At 38.4% G+C, this 20,869-nt stretch carries 24 protein-coding genes; 15 read left to right on the forward strand and 9 right to left on the reverse strand.

Annotated features, from left to right (window positions below; all coding sequences use genetic code 11):
- Nucleotides 1–30 precede the first annotated feature (30 nt).
- Nucleotides 31–537 carry a hypothetical protein gene (locus tag QNN06_RS05105; RefSeq protein ID WP_284037160.1) on the forward strand — a complete coding sequence of 169 codons (507 nt, stop codon included), beginning with the start codon at nt 31–33 and terminating at the stop codon, nt 535–537.
- Between the two features lie 190 nt (nt 538–727).
- Here QNN06_RS05105 and QNN06_RS05110 read toward each other — a convergent pair whose 3' ends face one another.
- Nucleotides 728–2,794 carry a cation:proton antiporter gene (locus tag QNN06_RS05110; RefSeq protein ID WP_217034895.1) on the reverse strand — a complete coding sequence of 689 codons (2,067 nt, stop codon included), beginning with the start codon at nt 2,792–2,794 and terminating at the stop codon, nt 728–730.
- Between the two features lie 331 nt (nt 2,795–3,125).
- Here QNN06_RS05110 and QNN06_RS05115 point away from each other — a divergent pair, with 331 nt between their 5' ends.
- On the forward strand, nt 3,126–3,284 hold the full coding sequence (locus QNN06_RS05115; protein WP_156431331.1) for a hypothetical protein: 159 nt from the start codon (nt 3,126–3,128) through the stop codon (nt 3,282–3,284).
- 265 nt (nt 3,285–3,549) lie between these two features.
- On the opposite strand, the gene QNN06_RS05120 is transcribed toward QNN06_RS05115, so the two are convergent.
- Complete coding sequence (locus QNN06_RS05120; protein ID WP_213118499.1) at nt 3,550–4,170, reverse strand: NAD(P)-dependent oxidoreductase; 621 nt, start codon at nt 4,168–4,170, stop codon at nt 3,550–3,552.
- A 343-nt stretch (nt 4,171–4,513) separates the two neighbouring features.
- Here QNN06_RS05120 and QNN06_RS05125 point away from each other — a divergent pair, with 343 nt between their 5' ends.
- The 11 genes from QNN06_RS05125 (at nt 4,514) to QNN06_RS05175 (ending at nt 13,560) form a co-directional block, all read left to right on the forward strand.
- The gene (locus QNN06_RS05125; RefSeq protein WP_213118498.1) at nt 4,514–4,723 is read left to right on the forward strand and encodes a YjcZ family sporulation protein; all 210 of its coding nucleotides are present in this window, start codon (nt 4,514–4,516) and stop codon (nt 4,721–4,723) included.
- 231 nt (nt 4,724–4,954) lie between these two features.
- A complete protein-coding gene (locus QNN06_RS05130; protein ID WP_284037161.1) occupies nt 4,955–5,377 on the forward strand; it encodes a collagen-like protein in 423 nt (140 codons plus the stop codon).
- Nucleotides 5,378–5,609: 232 nt separating this feature from the next.
- Nucleotides 5,610–5,957 carry a VOC family protein gene (locus QNN06_RS05135; RefSeq protein ID WP_213118898.1) on the forward strand — a complete coding sequence of 116 codons (348 nt, stop codon included), beginning with the start codon at nt 5,610–5,612 and terminating at the stop codon, nt 5,955–5,957.
- A 719-nt stretch (nt 5,958–6,676) separates the two neighbouring features.
- Nucleotides 6,677–7,321, forward strand: a complete 645-nt coding sequence (locus tag QNN06_RS05140; RefSeq protein ID WP_213118496.1) for a GntR family transcriptional regulator — start codon at nt 6,677–6,679, stop codon at nt 7,319–7,321.
- Nucleotides 7,322–7,370: 49 nt separating this feature from the next.
- Nucleotides 7,371–8,570, forward strand: a complete 1,200-nt coding sequence (locus tag QNN06_RS05145) for a CaiB/BaiF CoA transferase family protein (protein WP_284037162.1) — start codon at nt 7,371–7,373, stop codon at nt 8,568–8,570.
- A 65-nt stretch (nt 8,571–8,635) separates the two neighbouring features.
- Entirely contained in the window at nt 8,636–9,538 is a 903-nt protein-coding gene (locus QNN06_RS05150; protein ID WP_284037163.1) for a hydroxymethylglutaryl-CoA lyase, read from the forward strand.
- A gap of 148 nt (nt 9,539–9,686) precedes the next feature.
- Entirely contained in the window at nt 9,687–10,745 is a 1,059-nt protein-coding gene (locus tag QNN06_RS05155) for a TRAP transporter substrate-binding protein (RefSeq protein ID WP_284037164.1), read from the forward strand.
- 89 nt (nt 10,746–10,834) lie between these two features.
- A complete protein-coding gene (locus QNN06_RS05160; protein ID WP_284037165.1) occupies nt 10,835–11,341 on the forward strand; it encodes a TRAP transporter small permease in 507 nt (168 codons plus the stop codon).
- Nucleotides 11,338–12,618, forward strand: coding sequence for a TRAP transporter large permease (locus QNN06_RS05165; RefSeq protein ID WP_217034909.1), 1,281 nt, complete (start codon nt 11,338–11,340; stop codon nt 12,616–12,618). Before QNN06_RS05160 ends, QNN06_RS05165 begins: the two co-directional genes overlap by 4 nt.
- 310 nt (nt 12,619–12,928) lie before the next feature.
- Nucleotides 12,929–13,129 (forward strand): cold-shock protein, encoded by a 201-nt coding sequence (locus QNN06_RS05170; RefSeq protein ID WP_027322326.1) that lies wholly within the window; start codon nt 12,929–12,931, stop codon nt 13,127–13,129.
- Nucleotides 13,130–13,419: 290 nt separating this feature from the next.
- On the forward strand, nt 13,420–13,560 hold the full coding sequence (locus QNN06_RS05175) for a DUF3934 domain-containing protein (protein WP_213118490.1): 141 nt from the start codon (nt 13,420–13,422) through the stop codon (nt 13,558–13,560).
- 242 nt (nt 13,561–13,802) lie between these two features.
- On the opposite strand, the gene QNN06_RS05180 is transcribed toward QNN06_RS05175, so the two are convergent.
- Nucleotides 13,803–14,015 (reverse strand): YkvA family protein, encoded by a 213-nt coding sequence (locus QNN06_RS05180; protein WP_372447608.1) that lies wholly within the window; start codon nt 14,013–14,015, stop codon nt 13,803–13,805.
- A gap of 284 nt (nt 14,016–14,299) precedes the next feature.
- On the opposite strand from QNN06_RS05180, the gene QNN06_RS05185 reads away from it, so the two are divergent.
- Entirely contained in the window at nt 14,300–14,686 is a 387-nt protein-coding gene (locus QNN06_RS05185; protein WP_213118489.1) for a hypothetical protein, read from the forward strand.
- A 235-nt stretch (nt 14,687–14,921) separates the two neighbouring features.
- Here QNN06_RS05185 and QNN06_RS05190 read toward each other — a convergent pair whose 3' ends face one another.
- The 3 genes from QNN06_RS05190 to QNN06_RS05200 all read right to left on the reverse strand — a co-directional run bounded on the left by QNN06_RS05190 (nt 14,922) and on the right by QNN06_RS05200 (nt 18,237).
- Nucleotides 14,922–16,145: an IS110 family RNA-guided transposase gene (locus QNN06_RS05190; protein ID WP_284037166.1), complete on the reverse strand. Its 1,224-nt coding sequence runs from the start codon at nt 16,143–16,145 to the stop codon at nt 14,922–14,924.
- A gap of 1,038 nt (nt 16,146–17,183) precedes the next feature.
- Nucleotides 17,184–17,489, reverse strand: coding sequence for a heterocycloanthracin/sonorensin family bacteriocin (locus tag QNN06_RS05195; protein ID WP_213118488.1), 306 nt, complete (start codon nt 17,487–17,489; stop codon nt 17,184–17,186).
- A gap of 214 nt (nt 17,490–17,703) precedes the next feature.
- Nucleotides 17,704–18,237, reverse strand: coding sequence for an alpha-helical endospore appendage domain-containing protein (locus QNN06_RS05200; protein WP_284037167.1), 534 nt, complete (start codon nt 18,235–18,237; stop codon nt 17,704–17,706).
- A gap of 472 nt (nt 18,238–18,709) precedes the next feature.
- Here QNN06_RS05200 and QNN06_RS05205 point away from each other — a divergent pair, with 472 nt between their 5' ends.
- Nucleotides 18,710–18,889, forward strand: a complete 180-nt coding sequence (locus tag QNN06_RS05205) for a hypothetical protein (RefSeq protein WP_213118487.1) — start codon at nt 18,710–18,712, stop codon at nt 18,887–18,889.
- 161 nt (nt 18,890–19,050) lie between these two features.
- On the opposite strand, the gene QNN06_RS05210 is transcribed toward QNN06_RS05205, so the two are convergent.
- The 3 genes from QNN06_RS05210 to QNN06_RS05220 form a co-directional block, all read right to left on the reverse strand.
- The gene (locus QNN06_RS05210; RefSeq protein WP_213118486.1) at nt 19,051–19,218 is read right to left on the reverse strand and encodes a hypothetical protein; all 168 of its coding nucleotides are present in this window, start codon (nt 19,216–19,218) and stop codon (nt 19,051–19,053) included.
- Nucleotides 19,219–19,595: 377 nt separating this feature from the next.
- Nucleotides 19,596–20,192, reverse strand: coding sequence for a dienelactone hydrolase family protein (locus tag QNN06_RS05215; RefSeq protein ID WP_284037168.1), 597 nt, complete (start codon nt 20,190–20,192; stop codon nt 19,596–19,598).
- 95 nt (nt 20,193–20,287) lie between these two features.
- Nucleotides 20,288–20,857: a histidine phosphatase family protein gene (locus QNN06_RS05220; protein ID WP_284037169.1), complete on the reverse strand. Its 570-nt coding sequence runs from the start codon at nt 20,855–20,857 to the stop codon at nt 20,288–20,290.
- Nucleotides 20,858–20,869: the final 12 nt, after the last annotated feature.

The following is a 20,869-nucleotide window of genomic DNA, read 5'->3' on the forward strand; positions in this document are numbered from 1 at the left end:
TATTGCGCATAAATACTGGGAGGGTTTCTTATGAATTCTTTTCTTTTGAATTGGGCAATATTTATTTTTATGGCTGGTCTTATACTATCTTTGCCACTTGGAGCGGTATTTTACTTGAAAAATAGTCAACTTAACGATTTTTTTACGAATCCGAGAAAACTTAAAGCGGCACATTTGGATTATATTATGCAATCCTTTTCGATAGGTTTGGTCTTGCTATTAGAATTTACGATGGAGATTGAATTGCCTATATATATGGTTATTTCTTTAGCATTTGGAACGTTTTGTAACCCGTTTATTTTTTTATTAGAAGCCACTCCATTATATAAAGCAGAAGTCAGCAAAATCATTTATCGAATACTGAAAGTCATAAGCCCTGCATCCTTATTTTTTGCTTGGATTGCCATTACGATTACATCCTTGCCTGCTTATATTTCTTGGCTGCTGTTATTTTTCACACTTATGCTTGGACTAGGAATCATAACAAATAAAAAGAAACTTGCCCTCGTTACAAAGGGTACTCAATTGAAAAAATGAAATATATGCCTTCCATTTAAGGCGTACAGCCTAAGTTCATAAGAATTTGGGCTATTTTTTTGTAAACAAAAAGCACCGCAAATACGGTGCAAATTGAACTGCATTTTAAGGTTCCCTGTATTGTAATTGGTATTTTAATCATGGTATTGTTATCAGTTTTTTTCAGTAAATCCAATATTAAAAGTATCATTTAATCATCATAATCTTTTTTAAAGAGTAATTCCTTTGGGACCTCAGTACCCCGAGAACCACGAATGTCTGTTTCCTTCATTTCTGTTGGGTAGAACACGATGAAGTTTTCAAGATTCATTGAAGCTATTTTTTTTGGTAAAGCCTCTAGTTGTGGGTGCCATGCTACGGTCCCCCTTCTGGCACTTAATACAATCACAAGATCAGTTGATTTAACATGATTTAAATGACTTTCATATAAGGAATTCCAGCTATCTATTGATTGGAACTCGATTCTTAAATTAGGGTGTACTTGCTTAGATGTCTTTTCGTACATGTCTAAATTATCACGAATGACAAGACCCGTCATTGTAGCACTGAGCTGTGAGGCAATGCTCTTAATAATGGATATGGAATCGCCAAAACCCGGTTTGTGCACGATATTATTTGGCAATATAAGAATGACCCTTTCCAACGTATTTAACGGTTGCTTGATATGGGTTATAAACGAGCGTTGATACGTATGTTCAAGGAAATTATCAATTACTTTCCCGAATATTTTTCGGCCGCCTTCGCTTTCTCCATCCCACCCCACAATGATTGATGTGCTTCGTTCTTCCGTAGCAGCGCGTTCTATCCCCCTTCCAATATTATAATCCACCCGTGTCAACAGCTTAACAGAAACATCTGCCCCTGACGCATAGATGACGGAGCGCTCAAGCTTTCTTTCTGCTTGAGCTACTCCATTGTTTGCTTGTTTTAAATCTTTTTGAACGACTGATAATGGGTAAAGCGGCTCATCAGTCTTTATTGCCTTTTTTACGACAAATCCTAAATCCAGCAGGGATTCCATTGTATGTGGATTCGCCATAGGGATTAATATGCGTTCAGGAAGTGTTTCATCCATTATCGTATCCTCTTGTGCAATGGCTAATTTTCTGCCATATTTTTCGCAGAAGTAGGGGCCCATAATACAAGTAACTAAAATAATAATAATGACAGCATTTATGATTTGCTGGTCAAATAAACCAAGGCGATATCCAACAAGTGTTATGGCTAATGTTGCTGCCGCATGTGATGTAGAAAGCCCAAACATTACCTTCCTTTCCGCTTTGGAATAACCATATACTTTACCTGTTGTCCAACTGGCAAACAGTTTACTGCCTATCGCTACTATGGGGATTAACAAGGTTAGTAGTAATGCATTGGAGCTGGATACAAGAACACGAAGATCCATTAGCATACCCACGGATAACAAGAAGAATGGAATAAACAATGCATTTGCCGTAAATCTGATTCTGTTCATTAATGGACCATGATCATAAATGTATCGATTAAGGGCTAGACCGGCCAAGAATGCGCCAATAATTGGTTCCAAGCCCACAAATAATGATATGGCCCCGGCGACGAATAAAATGGCCAGGACAAAATTAAATTCTATCGTTCCTTCATTATTGGAGCGTTTAAAGAACCACTTTGTCAGGTGAGGGGTGAAAATGAGAACAACTACAGCAAAGACCGTTGTTGCAATAATCAAGTACATCCAAAATCCAAGTGTTAAATTTCCTTCAGCTGCCCCTGTTATGACAGCAAGAAAAAGCATAGCTAGACTATCTGTTAATAATGTACCGCCCACCACTGTTGTAACAGCTTTGTTTTTCGCAATACCAAGCCGGCTTATGGCGGGGTACCCTAAAGGCGTATGTGAGGAAAAAATGGTGCCAAATAAAATGGCCGATAGTATACTGAGATTCAGCCATAAACCTAATATGACTCCAAGAATTAACGGGATTGAAAACGTGAGTAAGCCAAATAAAATACTGCGATTTCTGTACCTTTTGAAACCATCTAGATCCAGCTCAAGTCCTGCTATAAACATAATAAACAATAATCCGACTGTTCCAAGCAATTGGATTGTTGAATCACGTGCCAATATTTCCAGCCCGTTTGGTCCGATAATAATTCCCGCTATAATGGGACCGATAATAGCAGGTACTTTTAATTTTCCCATGAGTATAGGAAACAGCAAAAAAATTAACACGGCTAAACCAAATATGAGAACTGGCTCCTTCAGTGGTATATGCAGCATAAATCCTCCTCACTTTCGTCAAACATCAGCTGTTTTTATTGGATATTTATAAACCTATTAGAAAACCACTGGTATCATTCGTGAAAATTCAATAGCTGACTTTTTTAACTTTGTAACGAGCGGTTTACTTAAAGTGGAAGGATTTTGATCAAAAGGGCACATTGTGAAGGTATGTACTTACGAACGGGGGCAAGAGTTAAAAGATGGGATCGCTGTGGCGATCTATTTTCTTGCGGAGCTAACGTTGTAGTTTTGCTTTAAAATATTGTAAAAAATGGTTAAATTTGTAATATAATATTAGTAACTCATTGGTTATTTTGGAGGTGTTATGATGATTTGGATTTATATATTTACACCTGTCATTATATTGGCTGGAATAGCCATCTATTTTGATAAAAAATCTGGGGCGACATCACCAGATGAAAGAACAGCTGATAAGTTAGAGGAATATCCACCGGAAAATCCTTTCGGACCCTATTTTGGACCTTAAAATGATTCAAATACAACATTTCAAAGACAATGTGAAGGATTGTACTTAAACGGATGCTTAAGTTCAATTTGGTGCGGGAAAGTAACCTAATGATCGCTGCGGCGGTCTTTTCTTTTTGAAGTAACTTCACTTTAGTTCAAAAGGTAAACTTATGGATTTGCATAAATAACCTATAATTTTCTTAAAGAGGGGGGATTATTGCTGCATCCCCTTTTCTTTGTCAATAAACCAGTTAATCCAATATGAAAATAGTATAAGAATAATATTAATAGGCGATACCTACACGTGATTTTATATAATCGCTTGCATTTATCTGTTTAAAGGTAAATTCTGCTGTATCCGGTACGGATATTTCAGCTCCACCCTCCGGCAAAAAGTTTCGCTCTATTCGATATTTGCCTACCCTTTCTCCATCCGGCAAGTACGTAGGACAGACAATCGTCCAATCGAGGGTTGATTGTTTGAGCATATCGTACACTTTATGATGTTCTATCGCTGCACGGGTTGACTTCCGCTTCGATTCGATTGATTGATAACGCAGAGAATTTGGCGTGGTTCTGCTTTGCAAAATACCCGCAGTTCCTATAGTTATGATTCGTTTTATACCTTCGTTTTCCATTGCTTCGATAATAAATGGCATACTTTCTGATAGAGTAGTTGTGCCATCAGTATTTAATGCACTAATAACTACATCAATCCCGTGCATTACACGTACGATATCATCTTTGTTTAAAACATTCCCTTGAAAAATGGTTAAATTTTCATTATTTATTTGAAACTTCTCTGGAGTGCGAACTAATACAGTAACATGATGTCTGTCATGAAGGGCATAAGTCACTATTTGACTTCCAACTCGTCCAGTTGCACCTAAAATTAAAATATTCATAAGAATGAGGCTCCTTTTGTGTCTTGTTCAACAGGGGCTTGAGTTATACAAGGGGGTGCAGCGGCAGCTCCTTTAATTATTGAGCTAACGAAGCAGTTGAAGAATATCTGAAGAAAAAAGCACCTTTTTTACAAAGGATGCCACTCTAGTTATTTCCTTTGGCTTTAATCTTCTTCTTTTGAAATCAATTGCCTGCCGCCATATGGTATTTTCATTACTAAAAAGTGATCGTCACTATGTCATGCCTATATATAATATAGACGGGCTCCAATTTCCTCTCTGAGTGTAATATATATTGTAATGTCATTTTAGCTCGCCATACATTCGAAAGGAAGTGTAAAAAATGAATAATGCCTTCCCGATTTCAAATGCCTTACCAAATGCCTTACCGAATGCCTTGCCGATTACTCCTCTTCCCCAGCCATTGTCTTACTCCTATGCAGCTCCTGTTTATGCAGGTTGTTTTCCTGTACATGGGTGCGGTGAATTTATACTCATAGTGGTGTTGTTTATTTTATTAATCATTGTTGGTGCAGTTTGTTTCTGTGGTTAAAAGATATGACTGTATTTATTAATAATCCTCATCTTTACTACGGATGAGGATTATTTTTCTTTAAACTTATGCAAATAACATACTGCCATAAACAACATTTTTTTATTGCCAAATACAATATTTTTCGAAAGCAAATGGGAAGTAAATTAGACTGTGAATAAGCTTCACAAAAGAACAGTATACCATACTAATACTTTAGAGATTTATTTAAGAAAGGTGGTGATCTATTAAATGTATAATCAGACAGTATACTCCTATATAAATTATGATCAGCAATTGGAGCGTCAATTTCCAAGTTTACCAGTGCCATCGTTCCCAGGATTACCAAGTTTACCAGGTTTACCAGGACCTGAGTTTGGGGGGCCATCAAGATTACCAGGTCTACCCGGATCACAAATTCCACAAGCCCCAACTGCTCCTCCTCCATCATTTATTCCTCAACAAGTAGCTGCTACACCATATGCTGTTGATCCAGGAGCAATTAGATTGTGCCAGTTTCGTAATACCTTTATATGGCTCAACAATGGAGAAGCGTTTTGGTTTTATCCCATTTTAATAGGTCCAAGATCTGTTGCTGGTTTCAGATGGAATGGTTGGTCCTGGACGATTTTTGGTATTGATACAAGGAGAATTATTTCGTTTACGTGTTATTAAAAACAATAATTTTTCGAGGGCGATGCTTGAATAAGGGCATCTCCTTTGGCTTGTTTGATTTTAAACCGATTGTGAAGAATTACACTTAAAGTAAACGAGGGCGTTTCTACAATAGTGGAGACGCCTTTTTACTAACGAAAGCTGGTTGAAGAAGGAATTTATTTTTATTTCTTGAATTTCTAATTTAATAGAAAAAATAATAGAAATTAGAGAAGGGAGCGAGGTTATTATGATAATAAAAGGTTTCGGGGGAATATTTTGGAGGACTAAAAATCTAGATGCTATAAAAAAATGGTACAGTGAAGTGTTAAAGATTGAAATTGATGAGTGGAATGGGACTATTATTAAACCCGATTCAGGAAATGAAACGATCTTTTCTTTCTTTACTGAAGATGACCCTTACTTCCCGACAGAGCAGCAAGTGATGTTAAATTTCCAAGTTTATAATATAGAAGAGACTATTAAGCATCTTGAAAAGATTGGTGTACCTCTTGCTAAGGAAAAAGAGATTAGTGAATTTGGTAAGTTTATTTGGATTAAAGATCCTGAAGGTAGACTGGTTGAGCTATGGGAGAGATAAAGGGTTGGAATTATTCATATTTTCTTGAATAAACGGATGTGAAACAAGGAGCTGTAGTTGCGGCTCCTTTTTCTTGTTCCACTAACGTTGCATGCTGAATACTTCATTAACGAATTGGGTTGTTTGTGGTAAAATTTAAGTGATAGGAGGGATTTTTTGGAATTTGTTATGATTTTAGTCGCTTTTATAGTTTGTATGGCTATTGGTTCGGTACTAAATATATTATTAAAGACCACCAAAAAATTAAATTGGCTCATAACCTTCTTGATAAGTCTGTGTGTATCATTATTTGTTCAAATCTTAAACATGATCTAAAAAAGTCCAATTAAGATAAAAAATAAATTTCAACTAATGGGTGCGGTGAGACCTGAACTGATACCGCGGAATGGGACAAGAGAACCGTCCCTATGCATCATCTTGCAACAATTGGTTTATTAAAAGTTAAAGAATAAGCGCAAATGATCTCCTCCTATAATCAGGATAGGGATTATTTACGCTTATTTTTTTTGTAATTATAGATATATTCTGCATTCCTGGCATTAGCCAGTTTCGATATTGGGAGTATTTATATAAACTTTGTAGGTTTATTTCCAGAAAAAATATTCAGAAGATATTAAATAAACTGATTGTTAACCGTTGACAGTTAACTACAATTATCCTACTATTAAAAATAGTTTGATAAAACGCTTGAAAAGTGTTCGGAAAAGGAGGCGCTTTCATTGGAATCGATTGTTAGAGATACACTAAATACCCAAATCTATCAAATATTAAAAAAACGTTTATTGGAAGGTGACTACTTTCCTGGTGATAGATTGGTAGAAGCAAAACTTGCGGAAGAATTCGGTACTAGCCGCGGACCGGTGCGTGAAGCTTTAAAAATCCTTATTCAAGATGAGTTGCTTGTGCAAAAGGGGAACGCAATACATGTGTTTAGCCCTTCAACATCCGATATGATTGATATTTATCAAGTTCGGCAGCAAATGGAATCGCTCGCAGCTAAATTAGCTGCTCAAAAAATTGAATCTTCAGAATTAAAAATGCTTGAAAAGATCGTTGAAGAAACTAAAACAGCATGGTTAAAACAGGATAAAAATCAAGTAGTGGAATTGAGTATCAAATTTCATGAGATTATCCTGAAGGCATCCGGTAACCGCCAGCTGATTTCATTAACAAATATGATTCGGGATAAAGTTACCTATCTAAGGAACAGTGTTGTTAAAGAAGCCATGCGAGATGAGAGTCCTATCGAAGAACATTCACGCATCCTGTCAGCACTTAAAGAAAGGAATGGGGATAAAGCTGCAAAGGTAATGCTTGAACACATTGAGCATGATTTATTGGCACTTATATCACTCTATAAGTAGAATTCTTCTTTAACGTTAAATAGGTTTAGATTATGGGAGCTGAATACAAATGGGAAAAAAAGCATTGGAAGGTTTAAGAGTGCTGGAAATGGGACAGCTAATTGCCGGTCCATTTGCCTCTCGGTTATTAGCTGAATTTGGTGCTGAGGTTATAAAAGTCGAACCTCCAGCTAAGGGTGATCCAATCCGAACATGGCGGGTTATGGAAAACGGTACAAGTCTATGGTGGTATGTTCAATCCAGAAATAAAAAGTCCATTACAATCGACCTGAAGCACCCTGAAGGACAAGAGCTGATACGCGGGCTGGTGAAAGAAATTGATATTTTAATAGAGAATTTTCGCCCTGGAACATTGGAAAAGTGGGGTCTCGGATACGAGGAATTAAAAAAAATTAACCCAGGTCTGGTTATGATTCGGGTGTCCGGGTATGGCCAAGATGGTCCGTACAAAGATAAACCGGGTTTTGGATCGATTGGGGAAGCAATGGGAGGTCTTCGCTATATCACGGGATATCCAGATCGTCCGCCGGTACGAGTAGGTGTAAGTCTTGGAGATTCCTTGTCATCGCTTTATGCTGTGATAGGTGCATTAATGGCGGTTTACCATCGTGATGTGAATGGTACAGGTGAGGGGCAGGTAATAGACGTTGCCCTATATGAATCGGTGTTTAGTTTATTGGAAAGTGTTCTTCCTGAATACGACCGTGCAGGATTGATTCGTGAAAGGTCGGGAAGCATGCTGCCGGGAATTACACCATCGAATACATATGTTTGTGCGGATGGTACGTATATCGTTATTGGTGCGAATGGAGATGCCATTTTTAAAAGGCTTATGTATGCAATGGGACGAGAGGACATTGCCGAGGATCCGCGCTTTGATAACAATGCCAAACGATCTGAACATGCTGTATTCTTAGACGGTCTTATCGAAGAATGGACTAAAAGTTTGCCATTCGCGGTAGTAAAGGAGAGTTTGGATAAAGCGGGGGTCCCGGCGGGTTCCATTTATTCTGTGGAGGATATAGTAAATGACCCGCATTATCAAGCCAGGAAAATGATTCAGGAAGTAGCCGTTGATGGTCTTGGCATGTTGAAGATGCCTGGAATTGTACCAAAGATGAGTGAAACCCCTGGTGAAATCCAGTGGGCAGGACCAGAATTGGGGCAGCACACCGATGATGTTCTCGGCGGGAAGCTTGGCATGACTGAAGAGCAAATAGAGGATCTAAAAGCAAAAGGGGTTATTTAAGAGAAAAACGATCCCATCCAATTGATAAAGTTTGGAATTTCTTAAAATAAAAGAGGGGATGTCTTATGAGCCTTCCGGATAAAGTAGAAATAATAGAAGTCGGACCCAGGGACGGGATTCAGAATGAATTTAATTTTATCCCGACCGAAAAGAAAATAGAGCTAATCAATGCACTTAGCAAAACTGGAATCAAACGGATGGAAGCAGTTTCTTTCGTTCATCCGAAATATGTGCCGCAAATGAAGGACGCAAATGAAGTTCTAAACGGCATAGAAAAAAGCCCTTCCGTTCAATATATGGCGTTGATTCCTAATAAGAAGGGGTATGACCGGGCGATAGAGAGCGGCGTCAATTCACTATCACTGGTAGTAGGTGCAAGTGACAGCTTTAATTTAAAAAATGTAAAAATGAGCCGGGAGCAATCTATTACTAATCTTGCAACGGTAATCGAGAAAGCAAAAGCAAATGATATTTTTATCCGCTATAGTATTGCAACTGCTTTTTGGTGCCCGTTTGAGGGAAAAGTAGATGCTGACCTGGTTCTCAAAATGGTCGAGGAAGCAGAAATGCTCGGTGCAGATGAAATTGTTCTTGCCGACACCATAGGAAGAGCGAATCCAAAGCAGGTGTTTGAGTTATTTCAGGCTGCCCTTTCATTAAAAACAAAGTCAAGTATTTCGGCTCATTTTCACGATACATATGGCATGGCACTGGGAAATGTAATGGCTGCATTAGAAGCGGGGATCACTCGTTTTGATGCTTCTATCGGCGGTCTTGGCGGGTGCCCATTTGCTCCAGGTGCAGCTGGCAATGCGGCAACAGAGGATCTTGTTTTCATGCTGCATGAAATGGGCATTGATACGGGAATTGACCTCGGGCAGCTTCTAGCTTGCATCGAATTACTGAAACCATTTACAAATCGCGAATTGACGGGTCATCTTCATAAAGTAAAAGGTTGCCAATCCTAAATAGAGGAACACGATAACCTTTTGAGTTGTTTTTAGCAAGGGTAGGAGGGGTGAATACGAGATTAGTTTAAAATGTTTAATAGGATATCTCTATTGGATAAGGCGGGTTTTGCAAAAAGAAAAATAGTTGAAGGGGAAGGGATATAAAATGAAAAAGGTAATTTCAAGTTTTCTAGCCTTAATTTTATTAATGGGAATTTTGACAGCTTGTGGGGGAAAGGCAACAAATCAAGCAGCTTCTACAAAAGGGGAAAAAGCTGAAACCAACAGCGGCGGAGACGGGTACGAAGAAGCTACTATTCGTTTAGCGTACAATCTTCCTCAAGACCATCACATTTCTGTTGGTATTGAAGAATTTGCAAAAAAGGTTACTGAAAAATCCGGCGGTAAGGTAAAAGTGCAAGTATATCCAGCTGGACAGTTATTAAGCGATAAGGAAATGAACCAGTCGATCCTGACAGGCGGGGTAGAGATGGGATTAAACTCGGCAACACTTTGGGCTTCAACAGTTCCTTCCATGGGTATCTTTGATGTCCCTTATGTTTTCCATGATTATGACGCTGCTGGAAAAGCACTTTCAGGTGAAATGGGTAACAAACTAAAGTCTGCTATGGAACAAAAGGGTGCAAAGGTATTATTATTTGCTGACTATGGTTACGCTCAATTTGCTAATAATGTTAGACCGCTTAAATCGCCTGGAGATTTTAAAGGCTTAAAAATCAGAAGTATTGGCGAAATTCCATCAGAACTAATTAAAGCATATGGAGCTTCTCCAGTGTTTATGGGCGCCGGGGAAGTTTATATGGCATTACAGCGTAATACAGTTGATGGTGCAACATCCGGAACAACTGCGATGCTTCAAAGAAAATATGATGAAGTGGTTAAATATTTAACCATTAACAATTATGCCTATTTGGAGTTTATTTTAGCCGTAAATAAAGGCTATTGGGATAAGCTTCCAGCCAAAACACAAAAGTTAATTGAGGAAACTGCTGCAGAAACAGAACAATGGATTCGTGAACAAGCTAAGGCTGAAGATACTAGAACTGCTAAAGAACTAGAAAAGAAGGGTGTGGAAGTTTACGTTGTTCCTAAAGAAGAACTAAAAGTTTGGAAGGACGCGGCTAAACCAGTATATGATATTTTCGAAAAACAAGCAGGAGATCTTGGTAAGGAACTTCTAGACCTTGCTGAAAAACAAAACTAAATTAGTAGAATTATATCATCACCTGGGAGGATATGTCTCCCGGGTGAATTTTTAAATAATGTCGTTTCTGACATAGTTTGGAGGAAAAAATGGATTTATTTAAGACGCTTTATAAATTCATCGATAGAATCATTCGTCTTGGGGGAATCATTTCAGGCATATTCGTAGTGCTTATGACAGGAATGATCTTTTATGAAATTGTGTCTCGTGCTATTTTCAATTCCCCAACGATATTTGCGACAGAATTATCCATTTATTCGTTGATTGGAAGCTGTTTTATCGGAAGCGGATACGCGTTAAGAACCTTTTCACATATTACAGTGGATCTTTTAACAAATGCGGTACCATTAAAAGTAAAAAATATTTTGGAGGTGATCTCCAATATTTTAGGGCTCCTTTTTAGTGTCATTTTCACATTTTACTCAATCCTGCATGTCCAAGGGACTTATACTATCGGAACAACATCCTCATCACTTTTAAGGGTGCCGATGTATATACCGGAAATGATGCTTCCTATCGGCGGGGTATTGCTTTGCCTGGCATTTATTTTACAAATCATTGATGGTTTTAGTCAGAAAGGAGAGACTCACGCATGAATATATTTTTCCTTGGAGGAATGGGGACTCTCCTATTAATTGGTCTGCCCGTTGCCTTTACTCTAGGTTTACTTACGATAGGCGGTATGTATTTCTTTAATGGCGGAACACTAGCTTTCAATCAAATACCGATTATTTCATATAAGGCATTAGATTCATTTGAGCTTACGGCTCTTCCATTATATGTATTAATGAGCCAGATTTTATTAGTTTGCGGTGTAGGGAAAGATTTATATGAAATGGCAAGCAAATGGTTCAGACATTTGCCTGGCGGGCTTGCTATTGGAACTATTTTCTGCTGTGCCATTTTTGCTGCTATTTCAGGCTCTAGTGTCGCAACAGCTATAACGGTTGGTTCAGTGGCTCTTCCAGAAATGGTTAAACGAGGCTATACGAAAAAATATGTTTTAGGTTTAGTAGCAGCAGGCGGTACATTAGGGATTTTGATCCCGCCTAGCGTTCCGATGATTCTTTATGGAAATATCACTGGAGAATCTGTAGGTAAACTTTTCATTGCAGGTATTGTACCTGGAATAATCCTTACATTACTTTTCACCATTTTTGCCTCCTGGCAGACAAGACATATTAAGGAAGAGCCTGCTACATGGGGGGAAAGATTCGAAGCCTCCAAAAAGGCTGTATGGGGGCTAGTCCTGCCAATTATCATTATCGGCGGTATTTATTCAGGCCTGTTTACACCAACTGAAGCTGCGGCAGTGGGGGTAGTCTTTAGCTTATTAGTCGCTGGGTTAGCCTATAGAAATTTAACGTTTAAAAATATGAAAGAAATCTTATTTTCAACCGTTCAAACAAATGCAATGATTCTTTTCATTATTGTTGGTGCCATGCTGCTTGGCTTTATTTTAACGGTTCTAAGAATCCCACAAACTATTACTGAAATGACTACATCATGGGATGTTTCCCCTTGGGTCATTTTTATATTAATAAATATAGTATTGTTGATTCTAGGGTGTTTCTTGGAGACGGTTTCCATTATCGTGATTACTGTTCCAATTTTATATCCAATTATTACATCTTTAGGTTTTGATCCAATCTGGTTCGCTATTATTTTGGTTGTTAATATGGAATTAGCATTAATTACACCACCTGTCGGATTAAATTTATTCGTATTAAAGGGAGTAGACAAATCTGCCTCCATGTCAGAAATTGTTAAAGGTGTTTTTCCATATGCGATTATCATGATAGTATTCATCGGACTGCTTGCGTTATTCCCAGAAATAGTCACATTCCTTACTAATACCGGAAATATAAAATAGCAAAACAACACTTGACCGGTATCTTTAGGATGCCGGTTTTTGCGCGATGCGCAGTCGCTTGGATTAATCTATTGAAGGTCATTTTCCTACGTTTAAAACTAAAGATTGTGAAGGATTGCACTTAAACGATCGGGTGCTTTAGTTAAAGAATTATGGTTCCTTGCAAATAATTTCAAAAAATGTTATTCTGATTATGAATTATTTTTGTTCGGTGTAAAGGATAGCATTAGTAAAACTTTTCGTCTTGATGATCACTGAGAGCAAGGATAGTAATACATTGTGTGTGCTAACACACTAGGAGGCAACAAACATGGAAAAAGGTAAAGTAAAATGGTTTAATGGTGAAAAAGGCTTCGGATTCATCGAACGTGAAGGTGGAGAAGACGTATTCGTTCATTTCTCAGCTATCCAAGGCGAAGGGTACAAAACATTAGAAGAAGGTCAAGAAGTGACTTTTGATGTTGAGCAAGGTCAACGTGGAGCACAAGCAGCTAACGTTCGTAAGGCTTAATAATAGTGCCAAACATGGACAGACTCTTTTTTAGAGTCTGTTTTTTATTTTTCTTAGAAAAACAAATAACCCCACTCAGGTAATGAGCAGGGTACTTGAAAACAGTAAATCAAATGGTAAACCAAGTGTAGCATATAAATTGTGGATTACCTAATTTCTTCTTTTTATTTTTTTAGAAAGAGAAAGACTCTGTTGGCAACATTTATTGCAATATGCTTGGTTAATAACCGAGTAAAATGACTAAAACTAACCAGATAGGTAACTTGACTAGATAATAATGGGGTGATTTTATGAGTAAAGCTAAAGGAAAAGGTGGAACAGGGAGAGGAACAGACAAGAAGGGTTGGAATCGTTGGCAAGCTAGTACAAACAAAAAAAAGAGTGCAAAACCTTATATAAGTAAAGGTACAAAAAAAACGGATGTTGAATGACCCCACGAGCAATAGTTAAAGTCACTTATCCGAAATAAAGCGAATACTGAATAAACGCAATTATTCAACGTGTGCGAGCTCCTTTAAAGGAGTTCGCTTTTTTCCTTTTTCAGCTAACGGGTGCTTTCCTTAAAGATTGCTAATCGAGTCGGCTTTTTTTATTGAACTATATTATTATTAAACCGCCTTTCCAATTCTTCGGCTTACCATTTCTCATTAGTTCTTCTGCCTTAACCTCACAGTCAGATAATACATCTTTTGGTATCATCTTCAACCAACATTATCCCAAACGGAAGAAGAACTACCTCATCTAAATAGCCAAGAATGGGAATGAAATCTGGAATTAGGTCAATCGGACTGAACGCATAAGCGACAATACTAGCAGTAAATACTTTTGCAAACCAAGGTACTCGGTGATCTGAATAAATATCTGTCGTTTTAAATTTTTCGCCCAAGCCTTAATTTTTTTAAACATTTTATCTCCTAAAACAATTAAAGATTTTGCTTTTATTATAACAAAAGGGATTTTTTTTATTGAACTAACCTCCGTATGGGCTGTTATAAAAATTTATCCACTTTTCAGCTAATGTGTGCTTATATTAAGCAAGATTGTTACGGCGGTCATTTTTGTTATAGAGCAAATGTCCCAAGTTATAATAGTTAATTAGACATAGTAGACTCTAATAAACAGACTATGTTAAAAATTAATGAACTAAAAACGGGCAAAGGGTGTTCGGATTTGGCAAAATTTAAAGAGCAGACTGTTCTTCTAAGAATCAGCTGGATGTTCCTTCTATTTAACGGAATTGGGATCTTGATCTTTGGAATATTAGTTGTAACGTATCCAAGGATTGCTGGTCCATATGATTTAGGATTGCTTCGAGCTCTTGGTGTTGCAACGACAGGAATGGGTTTTTTCGGTACCGTGATAACTCTTACGTCGTACAGAAGAAAAGAAAGATGGGCGTGGCTTACACTCTGGTATTATCCCACCTTTTGGACTTTGCACTTGGTTGGCGGACTGCCGCCAGGGAATGATCATATCCATCAAGTTGTTTTCATTGTTGTATCTCTCCTGGGATTGATGCTACCTTTTAGATATTTCTTCCCGCGAGAAACCGTCTAACCTTGATGGTTAAAAAACGGGATTGCTAAAGCGATCCCGTTTTCTTATTGTACTACGGGGGCTTTACTTGAATAACAGGGGCTGTTCGGCAGCTCCTTTTCTTATTCAACTACCATGAAAATTAACTTCTGTAATTCACAGAAAAAGGCAATACTAAAGAGGACGCAGCTCATTCGATTTTCAAAAAAGGGGAGAGCGCCAATTTCATGGATTTATGGTAATAAGGTGGACTGGATTAAGAGACTTTAGGTTCTTCCAACGTAACGGTATATCCTAAGCTTTCGAGTCGTCTCAGAGAATGTCGAACAATTGACTGTTGTCTCTGCTTATCAAAGTAGTCTTCGCCTAAGTCTACATACATTTCTTTTCGAGTTAAGAGATAATAGGAGATACGTAACATTGCGTGAGCGACTACAATACCAGCACGTTTCTTACCCTTTCGGGATGCTGTACGCCTATACAGTGCTCCAAGATAGTTTTTGGATCCTCTGACTGAATGAGCTGCTTCGGTTAACGCCGATCTTAAATACTTATTTCCTTTTTTAGTTTTTGCTGATTTTCTTTTTCCTGCACTTTCGTTTTGCCCAGGAACTAATCCTGCCCAAGAACACATATGAGCTGCAGTGGGGAATTGTTTCTTCACATCAGTCCCAATTTCAGATAAGATTTGTTCAGCCATTCTGGTCGCTATACCTGGAATCGAATCTAATCGTGCTATATCTTCTTGATGAGAACTGACTCTGTCCGCAACTTCCTTATCAAGCATCTCGATTTGCTCAGTTAAAAAGTCGATATGACCTAAAATGGTTTTTAACATAAGGCGTTGATGTGACCTTATATAGCCTTTTAGGGCGAGTTCCAATTCTTCTTTCTTCTTTTTCATAGTGCGGCGTCCAAAGTTTGCTAGTTTTTCAGGATCCTCTTCACCGTCGGCAATGGCATGAAGCATATCCCGTGCTGAAACGCCCAACACATCTGAAACAACTGACCCCAACTTAATGTTCGCTCCTTCTAACACTTTTTGGATTCGATTATGTTGTCTGGCACGTTCTTCAATAACACTTCTACGATAGCGAACGAGTTCACGCAATTCACGTTGATTCCGGTCAGGAATATAACTGGCTTTAAGTAGTCCGTGGCGAAGAAGTTTGGCAATCCATTCTGCATCCTTCACATCTGTCTTTCGTCCTGGAACGGCCTTCATATGTTGGGCATTAACCACTAAAAACTCAATATCCTCAGCTTCTAGTAAATTCACAATAGGCTTCCAATAAACACTCGTGCTCTCCATGGCGACATGGGTACAATTATGTTGTTTAATCCAGTCAACCAACTGTAAAAGAAATACAGTTTTAGTAGAGAACGTTTGAATCTCCTTTCCTTCAGGTGTCAAAATACAGGCAGTAATATTGTCCTTATGGACATCCATACCGCATGCTCTTTCAATGACTATTTCCATTGAAATCATCCTTTCTACGGCTCACATAATATTAGAGGCTGGTGCATCAACCAGAATAGGATTAATCTACCATGTGTGCTTCCCGTAAGGGAGCGACAGTCAGTGGTGCACCGTGGTCGTTGGAGTCAGACTAACGGATGGGCTCTAACGCACCATAGTTCATCGACCTTCCTCTCCCAGCCGTAGAATCAGTATTGACGGTTTAAAACTATTTTCATTCTCTGTGGTGAAGCGCTGATTTTTGCGCTTCATGAATGGCTAACGGGGCAGGTGTGCGGCCGAGCCTAGGTCGTATCATATAACGGGTGGGATTCCCGTCGAGTAAGAACTAGCCATTCGCTCGTAGCGAGTCTTGGAGGACCAAAGGTAACTTTAGTCTTTAAGCGTAGACAGTTAGGTGGCGGGCCGAAAGCCAATTGGTTGAAGGGATTGAGCTCCATAATGTTAGTAAAACGAGAGGGCTGATGTTTTACCTGCAACAGAAAGCTACATTTTATCCATCGTTTAAGGCAAGATGGATAAAACCTCTCTGGAGTCAGAGACCTTGGCACGTTACACATTGATATGATACGGCAACTCGGGAGACTCTATTGGTCTTTTCTTAATGGAAGAGTATGGTGTACAAGCGATAACAAGCAAGGAAGCCAAATGCCGAATAGGGAGTCGGATAGCAGCGTAGTACCAGTGAAGTTGAGTAATGCCGATGGAGGAAAGGCTAGCTACCAGTTATCAACCTTAATAGGGACACATTTACTACACTCTGAGGTAGGAATAATGATGGAAACAAAACTATTAAGGATAGCAGAAATGTGAATGGTAACTAGGAGGAGCCGTGTGCATTAATAGTGCAAGCACGGTTCTGTAAGGGGGTGGAGTACAATCTACCGAAAGGTAGAAAGTCTCCATTCTACTCGACTAATTGAAGCAACGAATTTCAACCGTTAAGATTGTGCATTTTTAGTTTATGTACGACTTTTTGTCAATTATGATCACCAGTAAGGAAGTGCCCTACAACACACAATGCAGGGGCACTTCTTTTTATATAACAATGACTGTATCATTATAACCATAGCCATAACCATAATCATAACCATAATAGCCACCACAGCCACCACAACCGCCACAACCTACACAGCCGAAGCAACCGAAACATCGGAATCCTCCGCAACGGAAGCCGCCACATCGCATTCCACCACCACATCGCATACCTTCAAAATGACGAGGATCATTGAGGTTTGGATCAATAGGAATTAACGCACCCACTTGAAATTTATCCATTCCCAACGTTTGTAGTTGGTTTTGAAGATTCTGCGTTTTTACCCTCACCATGTATCTAATAATCACTTTAATTCAACATATGAATAGAGAGTCGGGCATGGTAATTTGTCAGATTTGTGTGAACAAAATTTTTAATGATTACGTGTACTCTCTACAACAAGTTATGATTCCTTTTAGGTCGCTGTTACCGATTTAATAGTAAGAGGCGTAGTACCAGCGCCTGTTCCTAAAGAACATAATACGTCTGTACCACTGCTCAAGGTAACTGTTCGGTAGCTGGCTAACCAAACGAACCAGACGAACCAGACGAACCATGAGAACCAGACGAACCAGACGAACCAGACGAACCATGAGAACCAGACGAACCAGACGAACCAGACGAACCAGACGAACCATGAGAACCAAACGAACCAGACGAACCAGACGAACCAGACGAACCATGCGAACGATGCGAACCAGACGAACCAGACGAACGATGCGAACGATGCTTTACGGAAGGACTAAGTGCGATTAAATCCAGAACGTTTTCAAACTTGAACTCAAGCAGCATTTCTTTCTTGATGACATCACGAAGAGTTCTTTGAACACTTTCATTAATAGCAATAAGATCTGACAAAGAAACAGTTGCAGGGGAAAACTTAGTTTTTGTATGGGGTAATGTACCTAAAACAAATTGAAGTTTCTCTGCTTCTGCATTTATCAGGTGAGCGAGAGCTATTTCCTCAAGTGCGATGGAAGACAATAGCAACGGTATAGTTTGAGCGGTGCTAAGCGAAATAGTAGGCTTAATATTTGGTATGGTTGGATTTGACAATATTATTCAACTCCTTAAAATTTGTAAGTCGTTAGTCGGTACAATTTATTCATTTTACTATTAAGTGGAGCCTGTATTCCTGTTCCTGCAGGAAATATATGGGTGCAGTGGAAATGTTCTTGCCTCGTTTTGAAGATGAACAGGAAAAACTTCCTTGTAATGAGGGGGAAATTTATTTGTTCAATATTGTGAAAGTTTTCACTTAAACAAACGGGTGCTTTAGTTGAAGATCAGAAGCTGCCAGTAAGGAAACAGGCCTGTTTAGTATAACAAGAAGGAAGTAAAATTCTAGACTTTTGCTTAATACAAATACAATGAAGAATAGTTTAATAAATAGGCAAATATCTATTCCTCTGTAAATATGGACACATACACTATTTTTGAAACAATTTGAGGAGGAGATATAAAATGGAAAGACAATTCTTTAGAACCGGTATGGGTTATGGTATGGGATATGGAGGATACCCTGGTTATGGTATGGGATATGGAGGATATCCTGGTTATGGTATGGGATATGGAGGATATCATGGTTACGGTATGGGATATGGAGGATACCCATTCCATCACGGATTTGGCGGTTACCCATTCCATCACGGGTATGGCGGCTATCCATTCCATCATGGTTGCTGTTAGAGATGGTTTGAATTTTTAAGCAAATGTTTAGTAACAAGACGCAAAAAATAATTGCAAAATTATGTTAAAGATGGGATGTCTGCGGCGATCCCGTTTTCTTATCGTGCTAACAGGGCAGTTTTGAAGAATCAATTAATGATTAACGTTGCACTTGACAAAAAATTGCGAAGCAGGGGGGAGTTATCTCCCCCATAGTCTTGTGGTATTAAGTGGTACTATAACTCGTCCGTTTATTTGTTTATGAATGATTGGGTTTTTAAAAGGATCATATTCCTCACTATCATTAACAGAGGAACGAGCCCGTACATCTATACCTAATATGCTTCGGATGCCATTGCTGTTTGTCATTTAATCATCTCCTTCTATAGGTATTGATGTAATTATTTTCTTTTAAACAATAAAAAATACCTAAAAGAAGATGAATAATTTAAAGCAAAAGTTATCCTTATTTACCTAAATAGCGAAGTAAAAAAAGAAGCGTCTTAAGGCGCTTCAATTAAAAGAAACTTCTTCATGTCCTATATTATGCATATGAAAAATTTATGTAGTTGCTTCTACAATTTAAATATTTTCTTTGGGGATTTGCCGGAGATGGAACCTGAACCGGCACCGCGGAATGGGACAAGAGAACCGTCCCTGTGCATCATATGACGTTCTCTGGCAATTTTTTCGTGTGACTACAGATGGAAACTTGTTATATATTAAGGATTGATTCACCCATTTTATCATTGATGTTTCTTTAAAAAGGTTAACATTTCGTTGAGGGCATTTTGAAACGATTTTTTATTAAATTTAGCAGAGTAAGGGTCGCTAAATCCGTGCTGTCCATTAAATTTATGTATTTCGATATTTTTTTTATCAAGAATTGAAATTAACTGATCGACATTAAAGGATTGTTCCTCTTCTGGAAAGAATAAAACCACAGGGCATTGAGGGACAATCTGTAGGTAATTTCGAATTCTCGAACCATAATAGGCAACGACCCCATCCAGACTATCTTCCTCACTGCACAGCCAAGCAACAGTTGCGCCAACGCTGAATCCAATCAAATATATTTTTTCGTAATTATTTTTAACCTCTAACAATAGATTCTTTATTTTGTGTACAGCTTCGGAAAACCCTACATTGTTCATAAAATGATGGTAGGCAATCTCCTCTTCAGAATAAGTAAAAGGTTGTTGCCGCTCTAAGAGGTTCGGGCAGATTACATCAAAATCCTGTTTTGATAATAATTCACAAAAGTTCTCCATATGTTGATTAATGCCATAGATTTCGTGTATGACAATAATCAAATGACTTGAATTCTTCAGTATTTGAAGCATTTTATCCCCCATAAAGTGTCCATATAAAAACATGAAAAATAATCAGAACACTGCACCATAACGATTGACGGCAGTGACGGTAATCAGATTGCCAATTATATATTAAATGAATAAGTGGTTGAATGCCAGTGCTTAGAACTTGTTTTTGCTTTACCTATCCAACCTGATTTTAAAAGTTCTTTTGCTATCAACATATTAAAAAATCCGTGTCCGACTAGCGCTACAACGTCCTTTTCTTTCGCAAATTCTATTAAACGTTCAGATGCTGCCTTCGCTCTGTTTTTTGCATCACTAAGAGATTCGCACTCAATGGAATAGCCACTGAACCAAAGACATCTAAAAAAAACCGCCCAAAAATTTGGTTTGAGTTTTAAGCCCCCAAAATTATTTGAAAGAGAAGGAAGTTCTGTTTCGCGGAACAACGGGTCGGAGATAGTTTTTATGTTTGAGTTTAAATAACTTGCAGACTCGATAGACCTTTTTAAGTCGCTTGTAATGACAATATTTGCAGCAGACATCAATCTTAGAGTTTCAGATGGATAGGAGTTTTCCGAATATACCCCACTGCCCTCATACTGTTCCACCCATTTTTTAAATTCCTTACATGTCATTGGATTATTTTCAGTCCATAAAGATCTGCCGTGTCTGATTAATGAAATTTCCATTGCGGGGACTCC

It is taken from the genome of Neobacillus sp. 114, assembly GCF_030127045.1.
GTDB lineage: Bacteria > Bacillota > Bacilli > Bacillales > Cytobacillaceae > Neobacillus > Neobacillus rhizophilus.